The following is an 18,478-nucleotide window of genomic DNA, read 5'->3' on the forward strand; positions in this document are numbered from 1 at the left end:
AAGCAGGAGAGGGGACCGTTCGGTGCAGGATGAAATCGTGGTGTGAGCCGGCACGATCTGCCCCCTCTCCCTTGGGAGAGGGCTGGGGTGAGGGAAAGCGCAGGCAGAGACTTATCCGGGCAAGCCAGCTATTTCCAAGCGAAGCCAGTCATACCGGCGAAGCAAGATGCTCCGCAAAGCACTCGCCCAACCACTGCGCCGCGGGCCCCAACGGCTCGTCGCGGCGCCAGACCAGCTCTACCACCAGCGGCGGCGGCGTCCAGTCGCTGGCCAGTTCCACCAGCAGCGGCTGGTAAGCCGGGTACTGCGCCACGTGGGTCGGCAGCCAGGCCCAACCGAGGTCGCGCATCAGCAGTTCGGCCATGGCGTAGAAGCTGTCGGCGCGCCAGACCAGCGGGCTGATCTGCTCGCCGCCGGGGTAGTGGCTGTCCTGCGGGGCCATCAGCAACTGGCGATGCCGCGCCAGCTCACGACGGTCGGCGTAGTCCAGCCTGGCCAGCTCGTGCCCGGCGCCGCACACGGTGACCATTTCGATGGTGCCCAGCCGCTGCCGCTCCAGTTGCTCGGGCATGCCCTCATGATGGAACAGCAGGCCGAGGTCGGCGCGGCGCTCCAGCAGCTTGCGCGCCACGTCGCCCTGGGCGCCGCTGGCCAGCTGCACCTCCAAGGTGGGGAACTCCTGCGCCAGCGCCTGCAGCCCGGAAAGCACCGGCTGGTAGGGCATCGCCTCGTCCTGCGCGAGGCGCAGCAACGGCTCGGTGCCGCGCACCAGCGCCAGCGCCCGGCTTTCCAGGCGCTCGCACTGGCGCAGCACCTCGCGGGCTTCATCCAGCAGCGCCCTGCCCTCGCCGGTCAGCACCGGCTGGCGGCCGCTGCTGCGCTCGAACAGGGTCACGCCCAGGTCGCTCTCCAGCAGTGCGATGGAGGAACTCACCGCCGACTGCACGCGCTGCAGCTGTCGCGCCGCCGCCGAGAAGGAAGATTGATCGGCGACGCTGACGAAGAGTCGCAACTGATCCAGGTTCCACTGCATGGCCGACACCCATCTCCAATTCAGATAGGTAATGACTTTATCCCATCATCCGGGGGACTAGAATGCCCGGCAGATTCGAACGTCAGCTGCGTGTCGCTCATACCGAGCGGCGTGTCGTTCCGGGGAGCACCCACCATGCCCGGCTATCTCTACCTCGCCATCGCCATCGTCGCCGAAGTCATCGCCACCGCTTCGCTGAAATCAGTGAAGGGCTTCTCCACGCCCCTGCCGCTGGTGCTGGTGATCGTCGGCTACGCCATTTCCTTCTGGATGCTCACCCTGGTGGTGCGCAGCATTCCGGTCGGCATCGCCTACGCGATCTGGGCGGGCCTGGGCATCGTGCTGGTCAGCATCGCGGCGCTGGTGCTCTACCAGCAGAAGCTCGATACCGCGGCCCTGTTTGGCATGGGCCTGATCGTCAGCGGCGTGGTGGTGATCCAGCTGTTCTCCGGCAACGCCGGTCACTGATGTGGCCATGGTGCGCGGCCTGTCGCCGCGCGCCATCGGGTTATACTGCGCGCTTCGTTTTCCCCTCGAGGCGTTTTCATGTCCGAATCCCTGAGCACCGACATCCTCATCGTCGGCGGCGGCATCGCCGGTCTCTGGCTCAATGCCCGCCTGCGGCGCGCCGGCTTCTCCACCGTACTGGTGGAGAACACTGCGCTGGGCGGCGTGCAGAGCATGCGCTCGCAGGGGATCATCCATGGCGGCACCAAGTACGCGCTGCACGGCGCGCTGACTGGCGCCTCGGAAGCCATCGCCGACATGCCGGCACTGTGGCGCGACTGCCTGGCCGGCACCGGCGAGGTAGACCTGCGTGGCGTGCGCCTGCTGTCCGACGCCCATTACCTGTGGTCGCCCGGCGGCCTGGCCGGCAACCTCACCAGCTTCTTCGCCAGCAAGGCGGTGCGCAGCCGGGTCGCCCAGGTGAAGGGCAGCGACCTGCCGCCAGCCCTGCAGGACAAGGCGTTCAAGGGCAAGGCCTACCGCCTCACCGAACTGGTGCTGGACGTGCCCAGCCTGGTCGCCCGCCTGGCCGAACTGGCCGGTGACAGCCTGCTGGCCGGCGAACGCATCGAAGCCCTGCACGACGGCGACAAGCTGGCAGGCCTGCGCGTGGATGGCCGTGAGATTCGCGCCCAACGCGTGGTGCTCAGCGCCGGCGCCGGCAACGAGGCCCTGCTGCGCGAGCTGGGCCTGGAGCGCCCGGAGATGCAGCGTCGCCCGCTGCACATGGTGCTGGTCACCGCGCCGACCCTGAAACCGCTGTACGCCCACTGCCTTGGCGGCGGGCCGAAACCGCGCGTTACCGTCACCACCCACCCGCTGAGCAACGGCGACTGGGTCTGGTACCTGGGCGGCGACATCGCCGAAGCCGGCGGCGTGGCGCGCAACGAGGCCGAGCAGATCGCCGAGGCGCAGCGCGAGCTGCACAAGCTGGTGCCGTGGATCGACCTCTCCGCCGCTCGCTGGGCCACCCTGCGCGTGGACCGCGCCGAACCCTCGCAGAACAACCTGCTACGCCCGGACAGCGCCTTCCTCGCCGAGGACGGCGCCCTGCTGGTCGGCTGGCCGACCAAGCTGGCCCTGGCGCCGAACTTCGCCGACCGCGTGCTGGAGTCCCTGGAGAAGAGCGGCATCCGCCCACAGGCGAACGTCGCCCTGCCGGACCTGCCGCGCCCGGCCATGGCCCGCCCGGTGTGGGAGGAACTGCTCGGATGAAGACCCTGCATCACCTGCATCGCCCGCTGGGCAGCACCGGCCTGAACGTCTCGCCGCTGGGTCTGGGCACCGTGAAGCTCGGCCGCGACCAGGGCGTGAAGTACCCCGAAGGCTTCCGCATCCCCGATGACCGCGAGGCTGCCGACCTGATCGCGCTGGCCCGCGAGCTGGGCATCAACCTGATCGACACCGCTCCGGCCTACGGCCACAGCGAGGAGCGCCTCGGCCCGCTGCTGCGCGGCCAGCGCGACCAGTGGGTGATTGTCAGCAAGACCGGCGAGGAGTTCGTCGGCGGCCAGTCGCAGTTCGACTTCAGCGCCGCCCACACGCGCCGCTCGGTCGAGCGCAGCCTGCAACGCCTGGAAACCGACTACATCGACCTGGTGCTGGTGCATTCCGACGGCAACGACCTGGACATCCTGCGTGGCACCGAGGTCTACGCGACCCTGGAGCGCCTGAAGGACGAAGGGCTGATCCGCGGCTTCGGCTTCTCCGGCAAGACTGCCGACGGCGGCCTGCTGGCCCTGGAGCGCGGCGACTGCGCGATGGTCACCTACAACCTCAACGAGCAGGCGGAAAAGCCGGTGATCGACCATGCCCAGGCCCATGGCCGCGGCATCCTGATCAAGAAGGCCCTGGCCAGCGGCCACGCTACCCTCGCCCCCGGCGTCGACCCGGTGCGCGCCAGCTTCGAGCTGGTGCTGGGCCATCCGGGTGTCGCCAGCGCCATCGTTGGCACCATCAATCCGCTGCATCTCGCGCACAACGTGAACATCGCCGCCGAGGTCCTCGACCGCTGATCGGCGGTCATGTGGATTACGTATTCCTGTGCCATGCTCCAACTCCCCCGGCGAAAACCGTGGACACAGAAACTGTCGCCAGCCGGCGATTCCCACGCAAAAGCCTCGGAATCGCCAAGCCTTTCAGGGAAAAATCCGGAAATCCTTTGGATTTTCGATGACACCAGGAGCGGTGTCAGGCTGTCTAGGTTGTAGCGACCCCGTAATTGAATGATCGGCCGGACCGTCCCCACCAGACGGTCAGCGTTCGCGTCGGCGTCGCCTGCCAGTTGTCACTGGAAGAGGATGCGTCAGCGCAACCCGGCGCCCTGTACGACGCCCTGTACGAGAAGGAAGACCCTATGCCCCGTACGCTCGCCCGCAAGGACCCGACCGCCTTCAAGACCCTGCCGCTGCTGGTGGAAGCCAGCCCGGAAAGTCTCATCTACCAGACCCTCGGCAAGCCCCTGAACTTCGCCCAGGTCCTGGAAAAGCGCCGCCCCATCGAGATCAACGAGACTGAACGCTTCGTCACCGAACTGGCCAATCTTGGCGTCTCGGTGCGCCTGACCCTGAACTACCAGGGCCGCGACCACTGGATCCTGGTGCGCCAGCGCCGCCTGGACCGGGGCGACACGGTGCTCAAGCTGATTTCCGGCTACGTGCCGGCCCACGAACTGAACCTGCCGCTGCTTACCGCGATCCAGGAAGTGGCCGAGGAATGCCTGGTGGAGACCGCCGACGGCTGGCTCGGCGGGCGCTTCGGCGACACCTGGCTGCCGACGCCCTACGAGGGCATCCTGCGCTACCGCGAGAGCAGCCACTTCTCCCTGACCCCGCTTTCCGGAGCCTCGCGTCCGGTGCAGGCCGGCGCGCTGCGCCTGCTGGAGCGCCCGCAGGCCTACGTGCACCTACCGACGGCCTCACTGCAGCTGGTCTACGACCTGCGCATGGAGCTGCCCAAGGATGCCCGCGAGGTCAGCCTGTTCCATGTCGACGAGAAACTCGAAAGCGGCCCGCTGGTGGCGCGGCTGGACCGCCGTCGCCCGGATATCTACCTGTTGCCGCTGGAGCACGGCGAGCCGACCGGCGAGCTGTTCACCCTGAGCAAGGGCGAGCTGTGCAAGGCCAGCACCCGTGGCCTGTGGCTGTCAGAGAGTTTTGCCGAGCAGGATGGCTGGCTCGTGCGCGAGGAACGCATCCGCTTCCGCGAATGGATGGAGCAGTGGCCGCCCGCCGCCGGTAATGCCGGCAGCGGGCGGCGCACGGCCTGATCCCGCCGACATGATCACTCCGGCCTGACGGCCGGTTCGCGGGCATGGCCCGCTCCTACAAAAGCAGGTTTCCCCTGTAGGAGCGGGCCATGCCCGCGATGAACGGTCGAAGACCGTTCACTTCAGCTGACTGGAACTCTTGCCCAGCAACCGCCGCGCGACGATCAGCAACTGGATCTGCTGGGTGCCTTCGAAGATGTCGAGAATCTTCGAATCCCGCGCCCACTTCTCCAGCAGTTCCTCTTCCCCATAGCCCAGTGCGCCGGCCAGCTCGACGCACTTCAGCGTCACCTCGTTGGCCACTCGCCCGGCCTTGGCCTTGGCGATGGAAGCCTCCTTGGAGTTGGGCAGGCGATTGTCGGCCATCCAGGCGGCCTTCAGGGTCAACAGGCGTGCCGCCTCCCATTCGGCCTCCTGGCGATACAGCGTCGCTTCGGCATGACTGGCGCTGAGCAGCGGCTGGCGATAATCGAAGCGACAGCCGGCCTTCTTCAGCAGCTCGCGGGTGCGGTCCAGCGAAGCCTTGGCCACGCCGATGGCCATGGCAGCGACCAGCGGACGGGTGTTGTCGAAGGTTTCCATCACCCCGGCAAAACCTTTCTGCACGTCGATCTCGGCATTGCCCAGCAGGTTGGCGGCCGGCACACGGCAGTCGCTGAAGCTGATGGACGCGGTGTCCGACGCCTTGATGCCGAGCTTTTTCTCCAGGCGGGTGACGGTCATCCCCGGCGTGCCCTTCTCCACCACGAAGGACTTGATCGCCGCACGGCCGAGGCTCTTGTCCAGGGTCGCCCAGACCACCACCGCGTCGGCGCGGGCGCCGGAAGTGACGAAGATCTTCTCGCCGTTGAGCAGATAGTCATCACCGTCGCGAGTGGCGGTGGTGCGGATCGCCGCCGAGTCCGAGCCGCAGCCCGGCTCGGTGATGGCCATGGCCGCCCAGGTGCCGGAGAAGCGCTTGAGCTGCTCCTCGTTGGCTACCGCGGCGATGGCGGCGTTGCCCAGGCCCTGGCGCGGCATCGCCAGCAGCAGGCCGGTGTCGCCCCAGCACATCTCCATCACGCCCAGGCAGGCGGACAGATTGCCGCCGTTCTTCACGCCCTCCTCCGCCCCGGCCTTGCGCTTGCTGGCCGAGGTGGCGCCGACGGCGTCCGGCGAGCCGGCGTTCATACCGTCCAGCAGCGCGGCCAGCAGGTCCAGCTCCTTGGGGTAGGCGTGCTCGGCCTTGTCGTACTTGCGCGAAATCGGTCGCAGGTAGTTCTCCGCCACCTGGCGGGCCTGATTCTGCAAGGTGCGGAATTTCTTCGGCGTCTCGAGGTACATGCAAAGCTCCTTACAGGTGCAGGCCGCCAGCCATCAGGCTGACGGCGCGCAGGTCGCGGTACCAGCGCTCGGCCGGGTGTTCCTGGGTGAAACCGTGGCCGCCGAGCAGTTGCACCGCGTCGGTACCGATCTTCATCGCCTTCTCAGCGCAGAGCAGCTTCGCGAGATAAGCCTCGCGGTGGAACGCCTCGCCACGCTCGGCCAGCGCGCAGGCGCGCCAGACCATCAGGCGCATGGCGTCCAGTTCGACGGCGATATCCGCGACCATGAAGGCCACGCCCTGGCGATGGCTGATCGGCTCGCCAAAGGCCTCGCGCTCGTTGCAGTAGGTGATCACGTAGTCCAGCGCGGCCTGCCCGGTGCCTACGGCCAGCGCACACCAGGCCAGTGCGGTGTGATCGAGGAAGGCCTGGTAGTCGAAGCGCTCCGCCGCCAGCCGCTGTTCGGCCGGAACCTTCACGCCCTTGAAGCGAACCCGCGCGGTGCCGGTGGCCTTCAGGCCCATGGCCGGTTCGGCGCGCACTTCGACGCCCTTGGCGCGGGTATCGACGAGAAACAGCGCCGGGCCGTCACCGGCATCCGCTGCAACGATCAGCTTCTGCGTATCCACGCCACGCACGACCAGGCACTTCTCGCCGGTCAGCGTGTAGCTCGAACCCCGCTTGCGCGCCTTGGTGGCCGGGCGCAGAGGATCGGCCAGCAACTGCGGCTCGTTCACCGCGATGGCGATCAGCGGCGCCGCTTCTTCGCTGACGAAGGCCGGCAGCCAGCGCGCCTGCTGTTGCGGCGAAGCCCAGCGGCGAATGCAGTTGGCGGCCGACAGCGGCACCAGCAGCGCGGCAGCCAGGCTCAGGTCGCCACGGGCGAGGGACTCGGCGATCAGCGCGTTGGTCACCACGGTGCGCTCGCCGGCCATGCCGCCATGTACCTCGCTGACGCCGTAATGGGTCAGGCCCAGCTCCTGCGCCTGGGCCAGCAGCTCGAGACTCAGGCTGGCCTTGGCGTCGGCCTCATGGGCAGCCGGGCGCAGTACTTCGGCGGCGAAACCTTCGAGCATCTCCACGAGCATCTGCTGCTCGTCGGACAGGGACAGGTCGAACAGCCCGTCCGGGTCGGCCTTGCGTGGTTTCTTGGGCTGTTTGGCGGCGCGCTCGCTGGCCAGCCGGAAGCCGGTGCGGCTGCCGCTGTAGAGCAGTCTTTCGAAGGGTTTGCGCAGCTTCAGTCGGTCCGGCCAGTCGGCCTGGGCGACACGGTTCAGCACGGCCAGGGCGCGGCCCTGCACGTCGGTGGTCATGGCATCTCGCTCCGCGGAGGGTGGATGCCCCGATCATGCGCTGCAAAATGCCGCAGGGACCATGACCGCTTTGCCGTCGATGACTGGCAGAGCGGTCAGTGCCCTGCCCCCAACAAAAAGGGCGCTACCCGGTAGCGCCCTGCTTGCGACGGAGCGGATCAGCCCTGGTGGCGAATCTTCTCGACGATGGCGGTGGTGGAGCTGTTCTCCACCAGGCCCAGCACGCGGACTTCGCCGCCGCAGGCCTTGACGATGTCAGCACCGACCACCTGCTCGACGCCATAGTCGCCGCCCTTCACCAGCACGTCCGGGCGGACTTCGGTGAGCAGGCGTTCGGGGGTGTCCTCTGCGAAGCTGACGACCCAGTCCACCGCGCCGAGGCCGGCGAGTACGGCCATGCGGCGGTCGACGCTGTTGATCGGGCGGCCCGGGCCTTTCAGGCGGGTCACCGAGGCGTCGTCGTTGGTGGCGACGATCAGGCGGTCGCCCTGGGCGCGGGCCTGTTCCAGGTAGGTCACGTGACCGGCATGGAGGATGTCGAAGCAGCCGTTGGTGAAGACGATCTTCTCGCCGTGGGCGCGGGCGTCCTCGATGGCCAGCAGCAGTTGCTCGAGGCTCAGTACGCCACGCTCGGAGCCCTGCTCGCGCTGCACGGCGCGGCGCAGTTCCGGGGCGCTGATGGCGGCGGTGCCGAGCTTGCCGACGACGATGCCCGCCGCGAGGTTGGCCAGGGCCACGGCCTGCGGCAGGTCCTCACCAGCGGCGATGGCGCCGGCCAGGGTGGAAATCACCGTGTCCCCGGCGCCGGTGACGTCGAACACTTCGCGGGCACGGGCCGGCAGGTGCAGGGCGCTGTGGCCGGGGCGCAGCAGGGTCATGCCGTGTTCGCCACGGGTGACCAGCAGCGCGCCGAGCTCCAGCTCGGTCATCAGTTTCTGCCCCTTGGCGACCAGGTCGGCCTCGTCGGTGCAGCGACCGACAATGGCTTCGAATTCGGAGAGGTTCGGGGTGATCAGGCTGGCGCCACGGTAGATGGCGAAGTCCTTGCCCTTGGGATCGGCCAGCACCGGGATACCGCGCTGGCGGGCCGCCTGGATCAGTTGCTGGTGGTTCTTCAGCGCGCCCTTGCCGTAGTCGGAGAGCACCAGCACGCGGACCTGGTCCAGCAGCGCCTCGACGTCGGCGGACAGGGCCACGGCGTCGGTGCGGAAGGCTTCCTCGAAGTCCACGCGCAGCAGTTGCTGGTGGCGGCTCATGACGCGCAGCTTGACGATGGTCGGCTGGCCGGCGATGCGCTGGAAGCGGGTGGTCACGCCCACGGCCTGCAGGCTGTCGCTCAGGCTGTCGGCAGCCTCGTCGACGCCGGTGACGCCGACCAGGAAGGCCGGGGCGCCGAGGGCGGCCAGGTTCAGCGCGACGTTGGCGGCGCCACCGGGGCGGTCCTCATGCTGCTCGACTCGCACCACGGGCACCGGCGCCTCGGGCGAGATGCGCGAGGTCGCGCCGTGCCAGTAGCGGTCGAGCATCACGTCGCCTACCACCAGCACGGGGGCCTGATCGAATCGGGGCATGGTCAATTTCATGGGAACTCCGCAGGTCGAAATCGCCGCGGATAATACCATAGCCGCCCAGTGCGACTTGCGCCGAACACCGGGCGGTCACGGCAATCGCTACGGGACTTTGCGCACCCAGAACAGCTCGTGGCGGCGCACTGCCTTGCGGAAGAACTCGTCGTCGCCAGTGGCCGGCCACTGACGCCCGGCGAGCACGCGCTGGATCAGCCGACGCAGGCGCTTCTTTCCGGTGAGCGGAGTCTGCAGGTCATGCTGCAGGGCCAGGGCCTGGGCCTTGTCGACGCGGGTCGCGGCGTCCAGTACCGGGCTCCACAGCGGGTCGGCCGGCAATACCTCGATACAAGGTGGCAGGGCGATGCCGCCGTCGGCCGGACCCATGGGCCAGCGGTCGTTGTCGTGCAGGTGGTTGGCGTAGAGCAGCAGGGTCTGCGGCCTCCAGCTGCTGCGCTCGATGGCTTCCAGCGTCGCGCGGGTGGCGTGCACGTGGTCGGCGTGGGGGTCCAGTTCCGGGTGCGCGGTGAGGATCACTTCCGGGCGGATGTGCTCGATCAGCGCGGTGAGGTCGGCCACCAGGTTGAGCCAGGTCGGCGCACCGTCGCTGTCGCCTGGCAGCGCGAAGGGGTTGAAGCCGCGCACGCTGCGGATATCGATTTCGCCGGACTCCTTCGAGCCGAAGGCCTGGCTCGGCTCGGCGGCCATGGCGGGCAGCTGCAGGCAGTAGTAGCCCAGTTGCACACAGCGCTCGGTAGGCACACCACCCCAGAGCGGCGCAGCGATGCTGTCCCAGGTGCGCAGACGGCCCTTGAGCCGAGCGGCCTCGGCCTTGCCCAGTCCGAGCCGCTGGTAGTGTTCAGCCTCGATCTCGCCCTGGGTCAGGGTGACGATCCAGGCTTCCGGGCAGCGGCTGTACTGGCCGAAGGCAGCCAGCTCGGCATCGTCCGCGTGGGGCGCGATGATCAGCAGGCGCTGCCGGGCGTAGTCGGGATTGTCGAAGGCGTGCAGCACGCCCTGCTGCGCCAGCCGGCAGTGGCGGCTGCGGATGCGCAGCTGTCCGGAACGCAGCGCTTCGCCCTGGCCGGACAGGTTGATGTAGCGCTTGCCGCTGACGCCGCGCTCGAAGTCCTGGCGATCGGATTCGACACCTTCGATCAGCACCTGCGGGTCGAGCCAGCGGCCGAGCAGCGAGGCCTTGACCTCGATCTCCAGCACCAGCGTCTCCTCGCTCGCCGGCAGCGCACCGGTGGCGACGTGCAGGCCGTGCGGGCCGAGGGAAACCGGCAGGGCGATTGAGCCCTCGGGGAAGTCGTAGCGGTAGTCGTCGCGCGGCGAATAGAACAGGTGATCAGCGAACCACGCCTCATGGGCGATCCAGCCGAGCAACACGGCCAGCGGCACGCTCCACCAGGGCGCGAAGATACCCAGCAGGATCAGCGCCAGCAGGGCGACGAGCAGAACCGCGCGCTTCTTGCGGCGGTGCTGTTTGAGCAGGTGCTGCTTGCGGGCGCTCATGGCGACTCTCCATCAAGCCCGCTTTCGCGGGCGGGGCGTCAGACCTGGAACACCGGCACGCGGTGGCACCAGCGGTCCTTGTACTCGCGGTCGGCGCGGCCGAAGGAATAGCGCAGCGGCTTACCCAGCGCCTCGGCCTCGGCCCAGGCCTCTTGCGTATTGACGAAGCTGAGCACGCTGCCGGGGCTGAACTCGCGGTTCTCCGGAGCCACGCCGCCGTTGATGTACTCGACGCTGACCCACTTCGGCGCTTCGACCCGATAGAGAATCTGGATCGCCACCGGCTCGCCGTCCAGGCGCACCAGCGAACCCCGCATGAAGTCGCGCATCAGGCCGAAGACTTCGGCCAGTCGTGCCTTGCCCGGCACTTCGAACTCCCAGCGACGCTGGAACAGGTCGGCATAGATGCTCGCCTGCTCCTCGGGGCTCAGCTCGCTCATGGGCTGCAGCACGCCGCCCGCCTCTTCCAGCAGGCGCTGTTCGCGGCGCTGGTTGTAGCGGAATTTCTTCGAGAAGTCGGCCGGCGCGCGGTTCATCGCCAACTGTTCAGGCTGCTCGCGGGCGTCGCTGACCTGCTCGCGGTTGAGCTCGGAGAGGTAGCGCACCTGATGGCGCAGTTCGATGCGCGCACCTTCGGCGATGGGCAGGATGATCTCGGCATTGCCCAGGTCGAACAGCGCCTTCTTGCCCTCGCGCTTGAGCACGTCCTTGGACAGCGCCAGGTTGCGCCCCCAGGTCGGCACGGCGGCTCGCAGTTCATTCCCGTCGAACCAGCCCAGGTAACGCACCGGAATGCCGGCCAGATGGGCCAGGCGCTCTACCACATCCGGGTGGGTGGCGACGCTGCCGCCGAAGCGCTGCCAAGCTGAGGCATAGTCGGCCGCCGCAATGGGCGTCCAGCCGCGTTCGCGGAAGACTCGCAGACGGTTCAGCATCCCTGGGTATTCCACACCTGCGTCATACCGGCTGCTCGACGGGCGCTTCCTCGCTGCCACCGACCGGATCGTCGGCGAACTGGCGGGCGTGCAGGCGGGCGTAGTAGCCGTTCTGGGCGATCAGCTGGTCGTGGGTGCCACGCTCGACGATGTGGCCCTGGTCCATCACCAGGATCAGGTCCGCCGCCTCGATGGTGCTCAGGCGGTGGGCGATGACCAGGGTGGTGCGGCCTTCCATGACCTTTTCCAGGGCGGCCTGGATGTGCCGCTCGGACTCGGTGTCCAGCGCCGAGGTGGCCTCGTCGAGGATCAGCACCGGGGCGTCCTTGAGCAGTGCGCGGGCAATCGCCAGGCGCTGGCGCTGGCCGCCGGAAAGCATCACACCGTTCTCGCCGACTTCTGTCTCGAAACCTTCGGGCAGGCGGTCGATGAACTCGCGGGCGAAGGCGTCATCGGCAGCCTTTTCCACCGCTTCGCGCGGTCGGCTGGCGAGGTCGCCGTAGGCGATGTTGTTGAGCACGCTGTCGTTGAACAGGTTGACCTGCTGGGTCACCAGTGCGATGTGCCGGCGCAGGTTGCTCAGCTTGTAGTCCTCGACGTCCGTGCCGTCGAGCAGAATCTGCCCGTCGCTGTGGTCGTAGAAGCGCGGGATCAGGTTGGCCAGGGTCGACTTGCCGCTGCCGGAGCGGCCGACCAGCGCCACCATCTGGCCCGGTTCGACGCTGAAGTTCAGGTCATTGAGGACCTTCTTCTGGGTGCCCGGGTAGGTGAAGCTGAGGTTCTTCACTTCGAGTCGGCCCTGTACGCGGTCACGCTCGATGGTGCCGTTGTCTACCTCGGGCTGCTCGTCGAGTTGCTCGAAGATGCTTTCCGCGCCAGCCACGCCCTTCTGGATGGTCGAGCTGACTTCAGAGAGCTGGCGGATCGGCTTGGGCAGCAGGCCGGCCATGGAGATGTAGGCCACCAGGTCGCCAACGGTGGCGTCGCCGCGCAGCAGCAGCACGAGGTACAGCAGCACCGCCATGGCGCTGTAGATCACCAGTTGCAGCATCGGCGTGTAGATCGCCGAGGTCTTGTTCATGCGCAGGTTCTTGCTGGTGTTCTCGTTGGTCACGTGGCGGAAGCGCGCGCGCTCATAGGGCTCGCCGCCGAAGCTGCGGACTACGCGATAACCCTGGATGGTCTCGGACGACACATGGGTCACGTCGCCCATGGCCACCTGGATCTTCTTGCTCTGCTTGCGGAACTTGCGGCTGGCGGTCGTCACCATCACCGCGATGATCGGCAGGATTGCCAGCATCACCAGGGTCAGCTTCCAGTTCATCCACAGCAGCGAGAGGAACAGGAAGACCACGGTCATGCCTTCGCGGATCACCACCTTGATGGCGTCGGTGGCAGCGCCGGTGACCATGGTCACGTTGAAAGTGATGCGCGAGATCAGGTGGCCGGAGTTATTGCTGTCGAAATAGCGGTTGGGCAAGGTCAGCAGGTTGTTGAACAGCGCGATACGCAGGTCCTGCACCAGCCCCAGGGAAACCTTGGCGATGAAGTAGTTGCCGAGGAAGGAACCAACGCCCTGCCAGACGGCAATCAACACCACCAGCAGCGGAACTGCGTAGAGCAGCGACAGGTCACGGAGCCAGGCCACGGAGGAATTGGGGAACAGCTTGGCATCCGGATGGGCCAGGCCGTCGACGAAATACTTGAGGATGCCCGCCAGCATCGGCTGGGTCGCGGCGAAGATCAGGAAGCCGATGATGCTGAGCAGGAACATCCCGATGTACGGACGCACATAGGACAGCAGTCGGAAGTAGATCTTCAGGCTCGAAGGAGCCTGGGGTTCTTTACCGGACATGTAGGAATCGCACGCTTAAAAGGTCGGCGATTATAACACAGCGCTCTCGTTTGCCCGGCGGCTGGGCTACTATAGCCGGCTATCGATTCAGGGACCCGCCATGCAAGACCTCGCTCTCTCCGCCTACGAAGCGCTGCGCGCCGGCGCCCAGGTGCTGGAAGCCGACAAGCATGGCGACAAGGTCCTGCGCCTGGCCGATGGCAACTTCCTGAAACTGTTCCGGCGCAAGCGGCTGATCTCTTCGGCGGCGCTCTATCCCTACGCACAGCGCTTCGCCGACAATACCCAGACGCTGCAACGCCTGGCGGTGCCCTGCCCGCAGATCATCGCGGTGTACCGCATCCCCGAGATCGCCCGCGACGCGGTGCACTACCAGCCACTGCCGGGCGACACGCTGCGCCAGGTGATCGAAGCCGGCGAGGCGGACACGCAACTGGCGGCGAAACTGGGCGAGCTGATCGCCGGACTGCATGACCAGGGCGTGTACTTCCGCTCGCTGCACCTGGGCAACGTGGTGAAGACCCCCGAAGGCGCCCTGGGCCTGATCGACCTCGCGGACATGAAGAAGCAGCGCCGGGCGCTATCGCGCCAGCAGCGCAAACGCAATTTCGCCCACATGCTGCGCTATACCCAGGATCGCCAGTGGCTGCTGGCCGGCAATACCCAGAGCCTGGCGCAGGCCTACCTCGCTCGCAGCCGGGTACGCTGGTCGCTGGCCGAACTCCAGCAGGTCCTCAGTTCGGCTCCATGATCGCCGGCCGCACCTGCGGCCAGCGCTCCAGACTCAGCCCCAGCAGGATCACCACCCAGGGCATCAGCCACATGGCGCGCGTGCGCTCCCACAGGCTGAACACGTCGAACTGCATGGCGACGCTGGAGAACACCCAGAGCAGCATCACCGACAGACCCAGCGCCCGCGAGCGGCAGCACCAGGCGCGGTAGCCGATCGATCCCCACAGCATCAGGAATACCAGCAGAGCCGGCACGCCGTATTGAATCGCTGTGTGCACGGGGAAGTTGTGTGCCCCGTTCTCGTACACGGAATTCCCGCTGGTCACCGAATAATCGCCCCCCAGCCCAACGCCGAACCAGAAATGCTGCTGGATCTGCGGCCAGGCGTTGCGCAGCAGCTCGAAGCGCTCGGCGTCGCCGCGCTCCATCAGCCCCGGCTCGACGACAACCAGCGTTGCGCCACCTACCAGAAGCAACAACGGAAGCAGCTTGGCGATCCGGCCCGGCACCAGGCTCAAGCTGAAGATGGCGGTGACCATCAGCGCCAGCAAGGCCCCCCGACTTCCGCAGAGCACCACGTAGATCAGCGATGCGGCCAGCAGGAACACCCAGGGCAGCTGCGACCAGCCGCGGCGCGGCAGTAACGGCACGCACAACACCGTGACGAAGGCGATCGAGTAGGCCGCCGCATTGGGGTTATCGAGGAAGCCACCAAACCCGCTCAGACGCCCCATTCCATAGGTCGGGGCGAACAGGAGTGCCGCCACGCTATAGAGGCCGACCACCAGAGCCAGCGACAACATCGTCAGGCGCAGCCGGCGCTCATCTGCGCGGGCCCAGAGCACCCAGCCGAAGATGAACAGCATGAACAACGAAACACTCTTGAGGTTGCCCGCCGGCTTGCCCGTCTTGGACCACAGCAGAGAAAGCACCGCCCAGCCGAACAGCGCCAGCAGAAGCCACAACTCCCGGTGAGCCCGAAACAGGTGGCCGAGCTCCTGCCGGCGGGTGATGCACAACCACAACGACGGCAAGTAGACGAACAGCGCGACCATCTGGAAATAGAACTTCATGCTGGGTGTCAGCATCACCCCGGCGATGCTCCAGAGCACGCCGATGCCCAGCATCGCCTCGGCTATCCGGCTTCCCCGGCGCTGTGATACGCCAGTGGGGGTCACAGTGGGGCACCAGGATTTCCAGGCAGGAGCAATTACATCTTTCATCGGCAAACGTCTTATTCCCGCCCGAACTTGAACAGCAAATGGCGAATCCGCCGCAGGGTGATGCGATTCCAGCGCCACGGCGGAAGCTGTAGCAGCAGCGACCAGGCGTAGCCTTTGTCAGCGACCACGGACTGCTTGAGCGCCTTGTTGAGGATACAGGTCATGCCAGGGCCATACGCCGGGTGGTCACGATAGGGAGCGACCGCCATCCGGTCATAATGCAACTGGTTCTTGAATGCCGTCCGCGACAGGTTGCCTTCGTGACGGCGGTAGCCGCTGACTACTTCCGGCAGGACTTCGACCCGGTAGCCCAGGTGGGCGATCTTCAGGGTCATCTGGAAGTCCTGGATACGGATCTGCGGATCGTAGCCGCCGACCCTGTCCATGGCCTCGCGCCGGTACATGGCAACGGTCGCGCCGATGGCGATCGCCTGTCCCAGCAATTCGTCGAAGCTGTACTGGCGCACGGCATTGCCCGGGCCGCCCTTCAGGAACTTGCCGTCAGCATCGATGTACACGGCGCGCCCGCCAAGGCAACCGACCTCGGGGTGCTCTCGCAGGTAGTTCGCCTGCAGGCTCAGGCGCCCCGACATCATGATGTCGTCGGAGTCCGGTGTTGCCACCAGCTCGCCCCGAGCATGGCCCAGCGCCGTGTTGAGCGCGGCACTGACACCCTGATTGGTCTGGCGGTAGAACTGGAAGCCATGTTTCCGCTGCAGCGCCTGGATCATCTCGGCACTGCGGTCGCTGGATCCGTCATCCACCACGATCAGCTCGAAGTTGGGATAGTCCTGCCCAAGAATGCTCAGCAGTGTCTCTTCGATATAACGCTCGCGGTTATAGCAAGGCACCAGCACGGAAATCAGCGGGTATTCCACAGACACCTCAATAACCGACAGGTATTGGCCACAGGTCAGAACCCCAAAGCCAGCCGCCAGCGCTCCAGCATACCGGGCTGCGGCCTTGCTCGCAGCGGGACAGCCATGGCCTGGACAATCCGTGCCCCGATCTGGCTGAACCCGAAACCCTCCACTGCCAGCATCCGTCCGGCTTCGGCAATTCGGCTCGCGAGCTGCGGGTCATCGCGGAGCAACTGCAACTTGCTGCGCAGCTGGGCGACATGGCGGTACAGCACCACGTTGTGCATGTCCTGCAGGCCCAGCGCGCGGCTCTCCGCCTCACCCTGGTCATAGGCCAGCAGCACGCAGCCGCAGGCCATGGCCTCGAAATTCTTGATCATGTACTCGCCCATGCCGACATCCGCGCTGACGAAGAAGCGGATGCGGTTGAGCGTGTTCAGGTAATCCTCGCCCGAGTTGGTCTTGGTCACCAGCAGATTCTCCACCTGCCCCAGCTCGTCCAGCAGCGCCTTGCGGCCGCTGTAGGCCACGCTGCCGGTGCTGCCGACGAAGGCCAGTTCGATATCCCGCTCGCGCCCCAGGTCATGCAACAGGTCCTGGTCGTAACCCTTGGGCACGAAGACTGCGTCGAAACCTTCCTGGCGCAGGCGTTCGCTGACCATGAAGCCCGAACTGATCACCCGCACCCAGGGCAGCCGGCGGTAGTGCGCACTGAACTTCCCGGTGTACTTGCAGGGGATGTAGTTCTGGTAGGCATCGTGCTCAAGGATGACCAGGTTGGGCACGCTGCGGATGAAGGATGCCTGGCGCATCTCCTTCTTGAAGCGCAGGAAGAACAGGATGCGGTCGTACTTCGAAGCATCCACGTGCTCACGGAAGTAACGGCGCAGGTTGGCCTGCTCATCGCTGCTCAGCCAGCGCAGGTCGCAGTCGCAATGTTCGGCGATACCGTCATACAGGCGATCGAGGATGGCGCGTTGTTCTTTCTGGACCAGGAACAGAACTTTCAAGACTCACCTTTTGCATCCCAGAGTGCGGGCAATCGAATTAACGTGCATCCCGGGCCGGTTACAGCAATCGCCCAGCTTCCATGCGCTCTGCCCGTCATCCTCCGCAAGTAAATCGGCGACAAGGACAATGCGCCGCGAAGATTAGGGGACGCTGAACAACCCGGTCAAGGTGATGGCCGTCTCAGGATGCAGCAGGCAGGATTTGGCCTTGACGGACGTTGTAATAGGTGCAACCCGCGGGGAGGTCCTTGTTGACGAACGACATCGCCCCAATGGTGACACCACTGCCAATCTCGAGTTCATCGGCGATGATGCAGCTGTGCGCGCCGAGGCTCACATCGTCACCGATCACCAGTGAGTATCGCGATAGCCCCAGTGTCTTGATGCCCACCGTCAAGCTCTGCCGAATGTTGCTGCAGATCCATCACGACCTCGCTCGCAGGCGTTTCCCATCCGTGGCTGCCATTTCTGCTTCGAGCAATGCATCCAGCTGGGTGGGTTCGACTTTAGGCACAACGCTGGCCGGTAAACGGCTGCCTTGCGACAGATTGAAAAGCCGCAGCGGATACCGGGGCGTGACCTTCTCGGCGACGATCCGGAAGCTGGGCAGGATGTAATCCTCGAAATCCTCGTCGAGGCTGCTGGGCAGGGCCGCCGCGCCGGTTTCGTAGAAACGCCCGATGCTCTTGTTCAGGTCCATCCCGACGATGAATGCCTGATCGAAGCCGAGGTGGCAGGCCAGTTGCGTTGCGGCATAGGGGATGGTGCGGCCGCCGAAGTAACCTTTGCTCATGTCGCGACTGAAGCCGATGCGATTGGCCTTCCTGCGCAGCAGCGAAAACCCGCAGATGAGATCGGGATCATGGCGAATCGACCAGGCATAGGAACGGTCGGAAAGCACGGCCATGCCGTGCCGACGGTTGACCCTCTCCAGCAGAAAGACATTCGTCCTCTGCGGCAACAAGGTCGGGTCATGACGATGCAGCGCCTGGAAGCAGTTCAGGCTCATCGCCAGATGCGTGGCGCTGCGCGCGCCGAGGCCGGCAAGGTCAGGGCGATCGCGCACGAACCCGGGGTCATCGCAGATATAGAAGAACGGCGTGATCTTCTGGTCGGCGCAGCGAACAATGGAGCCATTCATCGCGATAACCGGCCAGTCCGCATAGCGCGCCAGCGGGAACTCCCCGGCGGAAGGCCCGGAAGCGAGCAGGAACACACTCCCCTGATAGCGCCCGCGGCACTCCCCGAACTCGATGATGGGAATCTGCACATTCCCATCGCCCAGCCAGCGTCGACCACCTTCCAGTTTGAGTTCCAGCATTTGCAATCGCGCGCTCGTCAATGATTCGCCAAAG

The 18,478-nt window shown here is 66.2% G+C and carries 17 protein-coding genes; 5 read left to right on the forward strand and 12 right to left on the reverse strand.

Features of this window, described 5'->3' with window-relative positions; all coding sequences use genetic code 11:
* Positions 1–148 precede the first annotated feature (148 nt).
* On the reverse strand, positions 149–1,033 hold the full coding sequence (locus ABKS89_RS27455) for a LysR family transcriptional regulator (RefSeq protein ID WP_081515494.1): 885 nt from the start codon (positions 1,031–1,033) through the stop codon (positions 149–151).
* Between the two features lie 135 nt (positions 1,034–1,168).
* On the opposite strand from ABKS89_RS27455, the gene ABKS89_RS27460 reads away from it, so the two are divergent.
* The 4 genes from ABKS89_RS27460 to ABKS89_RS27475 all read left to right on the forward strand — a co-directional run bounded on the left by ABKS89_RS27460 (position 1,169) and on the right by ABKS89_RS27475 (position 4,808).
* Complete coding sequence (locus ABKS89_RS27460; RefSeq protein ID WP_081515493.1) at positions 1,169–1,501, forward strand: DMT family transporter; 333 nt, start codon at positions 1,169–1,171, stop codon at positions 1,499–1,501.
* A gap of 78 nt (positions 1,502–1,579) precedes the next feature.
* Complete coding sequence (locus ABKS89_RS27465) at positions 1,580–2,755, forward strand: NAD(P)/FAD-dependent oxidoreductase (protein ID WP_348588340.1); 1,176 nt, start codon at positions 1,580–1,582, stop codon at positions 2,753–2,755.
* On the forward strand, positions 2,752–3,555 hold the full coding sequence (locus ABKS89_RS27470) for an aldo/keto reductase (RefSeq protein WP_348588341.1): 804 nt from the start codon (positions 2,752–2,754) through the stop codon (positions 3,553–3,555). Before ABKS89_RS27465 ends, ABKS89_RS27470 begins: the two co-directional genes overlap by 4 nt.
* Before the next feature lie 341 nt (positions 3,556–3,896).
* Positions 3,897–4,808, forward strand: a complete 912-nt coding sequence (locus tag ABKS89_RS27475; RefSeq protein WP_138214002.1) for a metal ABC transporter ATPase — start codon at positions 3,897–3,899, stop codon at positions 4,806–4,808.
* Positions 4,809–4,925: 117 nt separating this feature from the next.
* Here ABKS89_RS27475 and ABKS89_RS27480 read toward each other — a convergent pair whose 3' ends face one another.
* The 6 genes from ABKS89_RS27480 to msbA form a co-directional block, all read right to left on the reverse strand.
* Positions 4,926–6,131 (reverse strand): acyl-CoA dehydrogenase family protein, encoded by a 1,206-nt coding sequence (locus ABKS89_RS27480; protein WP_348588342.1) that lies wholly within the window; start codon positions 6,129–6,131, stop codon positions 4,926–4,928.
* A 10-nt stretch (positions 6,132–6,141) separates the two neighbouring features.
* Positions 6,142–7,425 carry an acyl-CoA dehydrogenase family protein gene (locus tag ABKS89_RS27485; RefSeq protein ID WP_348588343.1) on the reverse strand — a complete coding sequence of 428 codons (1,284 nt, stop codon included), beginning with the start codon at positions 7,423–7,425 and terminating at the stop codon, positions 6,142–6,144.
* Positions 7,426–7,583: 158 nt separating this feature from the next.
* On the reverse strand, positions 7,584–9,008 hold the full coding sequence (gene hldE, locus ABKS89_RS27490; RefSeq protein WP_348588344.1) for a bifunctional D-glycero-beta-D-manno-heptose-7-phosphate kinase/D-glycero-beta-D-manno-heptose 1-phosphate adenylyltransferase HldE: 1,425 nt from the start codon (positions 9,006–9,008) through the stop codon (positions 7,584–7,586).
* A gap of 87 nt (positions 9,009–9,095) precedes the next feature.
* Positions 9,096–10,508, reverse strand: a complete 1,413-nt coding sequence (locus ABKS89_RS27495) for a PIG-L deacetylase family protein (RefSeq protein WP_348588345.1) — start codon at positions 10,506–10,508, stop codon at positions 9,096–9,098.
* Between the two features lie 38 nt (positions 10,509–10,546).
* Complete coding sequence (locus ABKS89_RS27500) at positions 10,547–11,443, reverse strand: GNAT family N-acetyltransferase (protein ID WP_138213997.1); 897 nt, start codon at positions 11,441–11,443, stop codon at positions 10,547–10,549.
* A gap of 22 nt (positions 11,444–11,465) precedes the next feature.
* The gene (msbA, locus tag ABKS89_RS27505) at positions 11,466–13,298 is read right to left on the reverse strand and encodes a lipid A export permease/ATP-binding protein MsbA (protein WP_138213996.1); all 1,833 of its coding nucleotides are present in this window, start codon (positions 13,296–13,298) and stop codon (positions 11,466–11,468) included.
* Positions 13,299–13,398: 100 nt separating this feature from the next.
* Here msbA and ABKS89_RS27510 point away from each other — a divergent pair, with 100 nt between their 5' ends.
* Complete coding sequence (locus ABKS89_RS27510; protein ID WP_138213995.1) at positions 13,399–14,049, forward strand: lipopolysaccharide kinase InaA family protein; 651 nt, start codon at positions 13,399–13,401, stop codon at positions 14,047–14,049.
* Here ABKS89_RS27510 and ABKS89_RS27515 read toward each other — a convergent pair.
* The 5 genes from ABKS89_RS27515 to ABKS89_RS27535 form a co-directional block, all read right to left on the reverse strand.
* Complete coding sequence (locus tag ABKS89_RS27515) at positions 14,033–15,157, reverse strand: O-antigen ligase family protein (RefSeq protein WP_348588346.1); 1,125 nt, start codon at positions 15,155–15,157, stop codon at positions 14,033–14,035. The two genes, ABKS89_RS27510 and ABKS89_RS27515, sit on opposite strands and share 17 nt — an antisense overlap.
* A gap of 107 nt (positions 15,158–15,264) precedes the next feature.
* Positions 15,265–16,131: a glycosyltransferase family 2 protein gene (locus tag ABKS89_RS27520; protein WP_348588347.1), complete on the reverse strand. Its 867-nt coding sequence runs from the start codon at positions 16,129–16,131 to the stop codon at positions 15,265–15,267.
* A gap of 35 nt (positions 16,132–16,166) precedes the next feature.
* A complete protein-coding gene (locus tag ABKS89_RS27525) occupies positions 16,167–17,123 on the reverse strand; it encodes a glycosyltransferase family protein (RefSeq protein WP_348588348.1) in 957 nt (318 codons plus the stop codon).
* Positions 17,124–17,304: 181 nt separating this feature from the next.
* A complete protein-coding gene (locus ABKS89_RS27530) occupies positions 17,305–17,514 on the reverse strand; it encodes an LbetaH domain-containing protein (protein WP_348588349.1) in 210 nt (69 codons plus the stop codon).
* A 33-nt stretch (positions 17,515–17,547) separates the two neighbouring features.
* Positions 17,548–18,444 carry a WaaZ-like lipopolysaccharide core biosynthesis protein gene (locus ABKS89_RS27535; RefSeq protein ID WP_348588350.1) on the reverse strand — a complete coding sequence of 299 codons (897 nt, stop codon included), beginning with the start codon at positions 18,442–18,444 and terminating at the stop codon, positions 17,548–17,550.
* Between the last annotated feature and the right edge of the window lie 34 nt (positions 18,445–18,478).

The organism is Pseudomonas sp. LABIM340 (assembly GCF_040017195.2).
Lineage (GTDB): Bacteria > Pseudomonadota > Gammaproteobacteria > Pseudomonadales > Pseudomonadaceae > Pseudomonas.

Excerpts from the sequence above, each read along its gene's own strand:
- ABKS89_RS27485 (WP_348588343.1), bottom strand. The coding sequence starts at position 7,425 with ATGACCACCGACGTGCAGGGCCGCGCCCTGGCCGTGCTGAACCGTGTC.
- ABKS89_RS27460 (WP_081515493.1), top strand. The coding sequence starts at position 1,169 with ATGCCCGGCTATCTCTACCTCGCCATCGCCATCGTCGCCGAAGTCATC.
- ABKS89_RS27470 (WP_348588341.1), top strand. The coding sequence starts at position 2,752 with ATGAAGACCCTGCATCACCTGCATCGCCCGCTGGGCAGCACCGGCCTG.
- ABKS89_RS27515 (WP_348588346.1), bottom strand. The coding sequence starts at position 15,157 with ATGCTGGGCATCGGCGTGCTCTGGAGCATCGCCGGGGTGATGCTGACA.
- ABKS89_RS27500 (WP_138213997.1), bottom strand. The coding sequence starts at position 11,443 with ATGCTGAACCGTCTGCGAGTCTTCCGCGAACGCGGCTGGACGCCCATT.
- ABKS89_RS27455 (WP_081515494.1), bottom strand. The coding sequence starts at position 1,033 with ATGCAGTGGAACCTGGATCAGTTGCGACTCTTCGTCAGCGTCGCCGAT.
- msbA (WP_138213996.1), bottom strand. The coding sequence starts at position 13,298 with ATGTCCGGTAAAGAACCCCAGGCTCCTTCGAGCCTGAAGATCTACTTC.
- ABKS89_RS27510 (WP_138213995.1), top strand. The coding sequence starts at position 13,399 with ATGCAAGACCTCGCTCTCTCCGCCTACGAAGCGCTGCGCGCCGGCGCC.
- ABKS89_RS27475 (WP_138214002.1), top strand. The coding sequence starts at position 3,897 with ATGCCCCGTACGCTCGCCCGCAAGGACCCGACCGCCTTCAAGACCCTG.
- ABKS89_RS27465 (WP_348588340.1), top strand. The coding sequence starts at position 1,580 with ATGTCCGAATCCCTGAGCACCGACATCCTCATCGTCGGCGGCGGCATC.
- ABKS89_RS27480 (WP_348588342.1), bottom strand. The coding sequence starts at position 6,131 with ATGTACCTCGAGACGCCGAAGAAATTCCGCACCTTGCAGAATCAGGCC.
- ABKS89_RS27495 (WP_348588345.1), bottom strand. The coding sequence starts at position 10,508 with ATGAGCGCCCGCAAGCAGCACCTGCTCAAACAGCACCGCCGCAAGAAG.
- hldE (WP_348588344.1), bottom strand. The coding sequence starts at position 9,008 with ATGAAATTGACCATGCCCCGATTCGATCAGGCCCCCGTGCTGGTGGTA.
- ABKS89_RS27535 (WP_348588350.1), bottom strand. The coding sequence starts at position 18,444 with ATGCTGGAACTCAAACTGGAAGGTGGTCGACGCTGGCTGGGCGATGGG.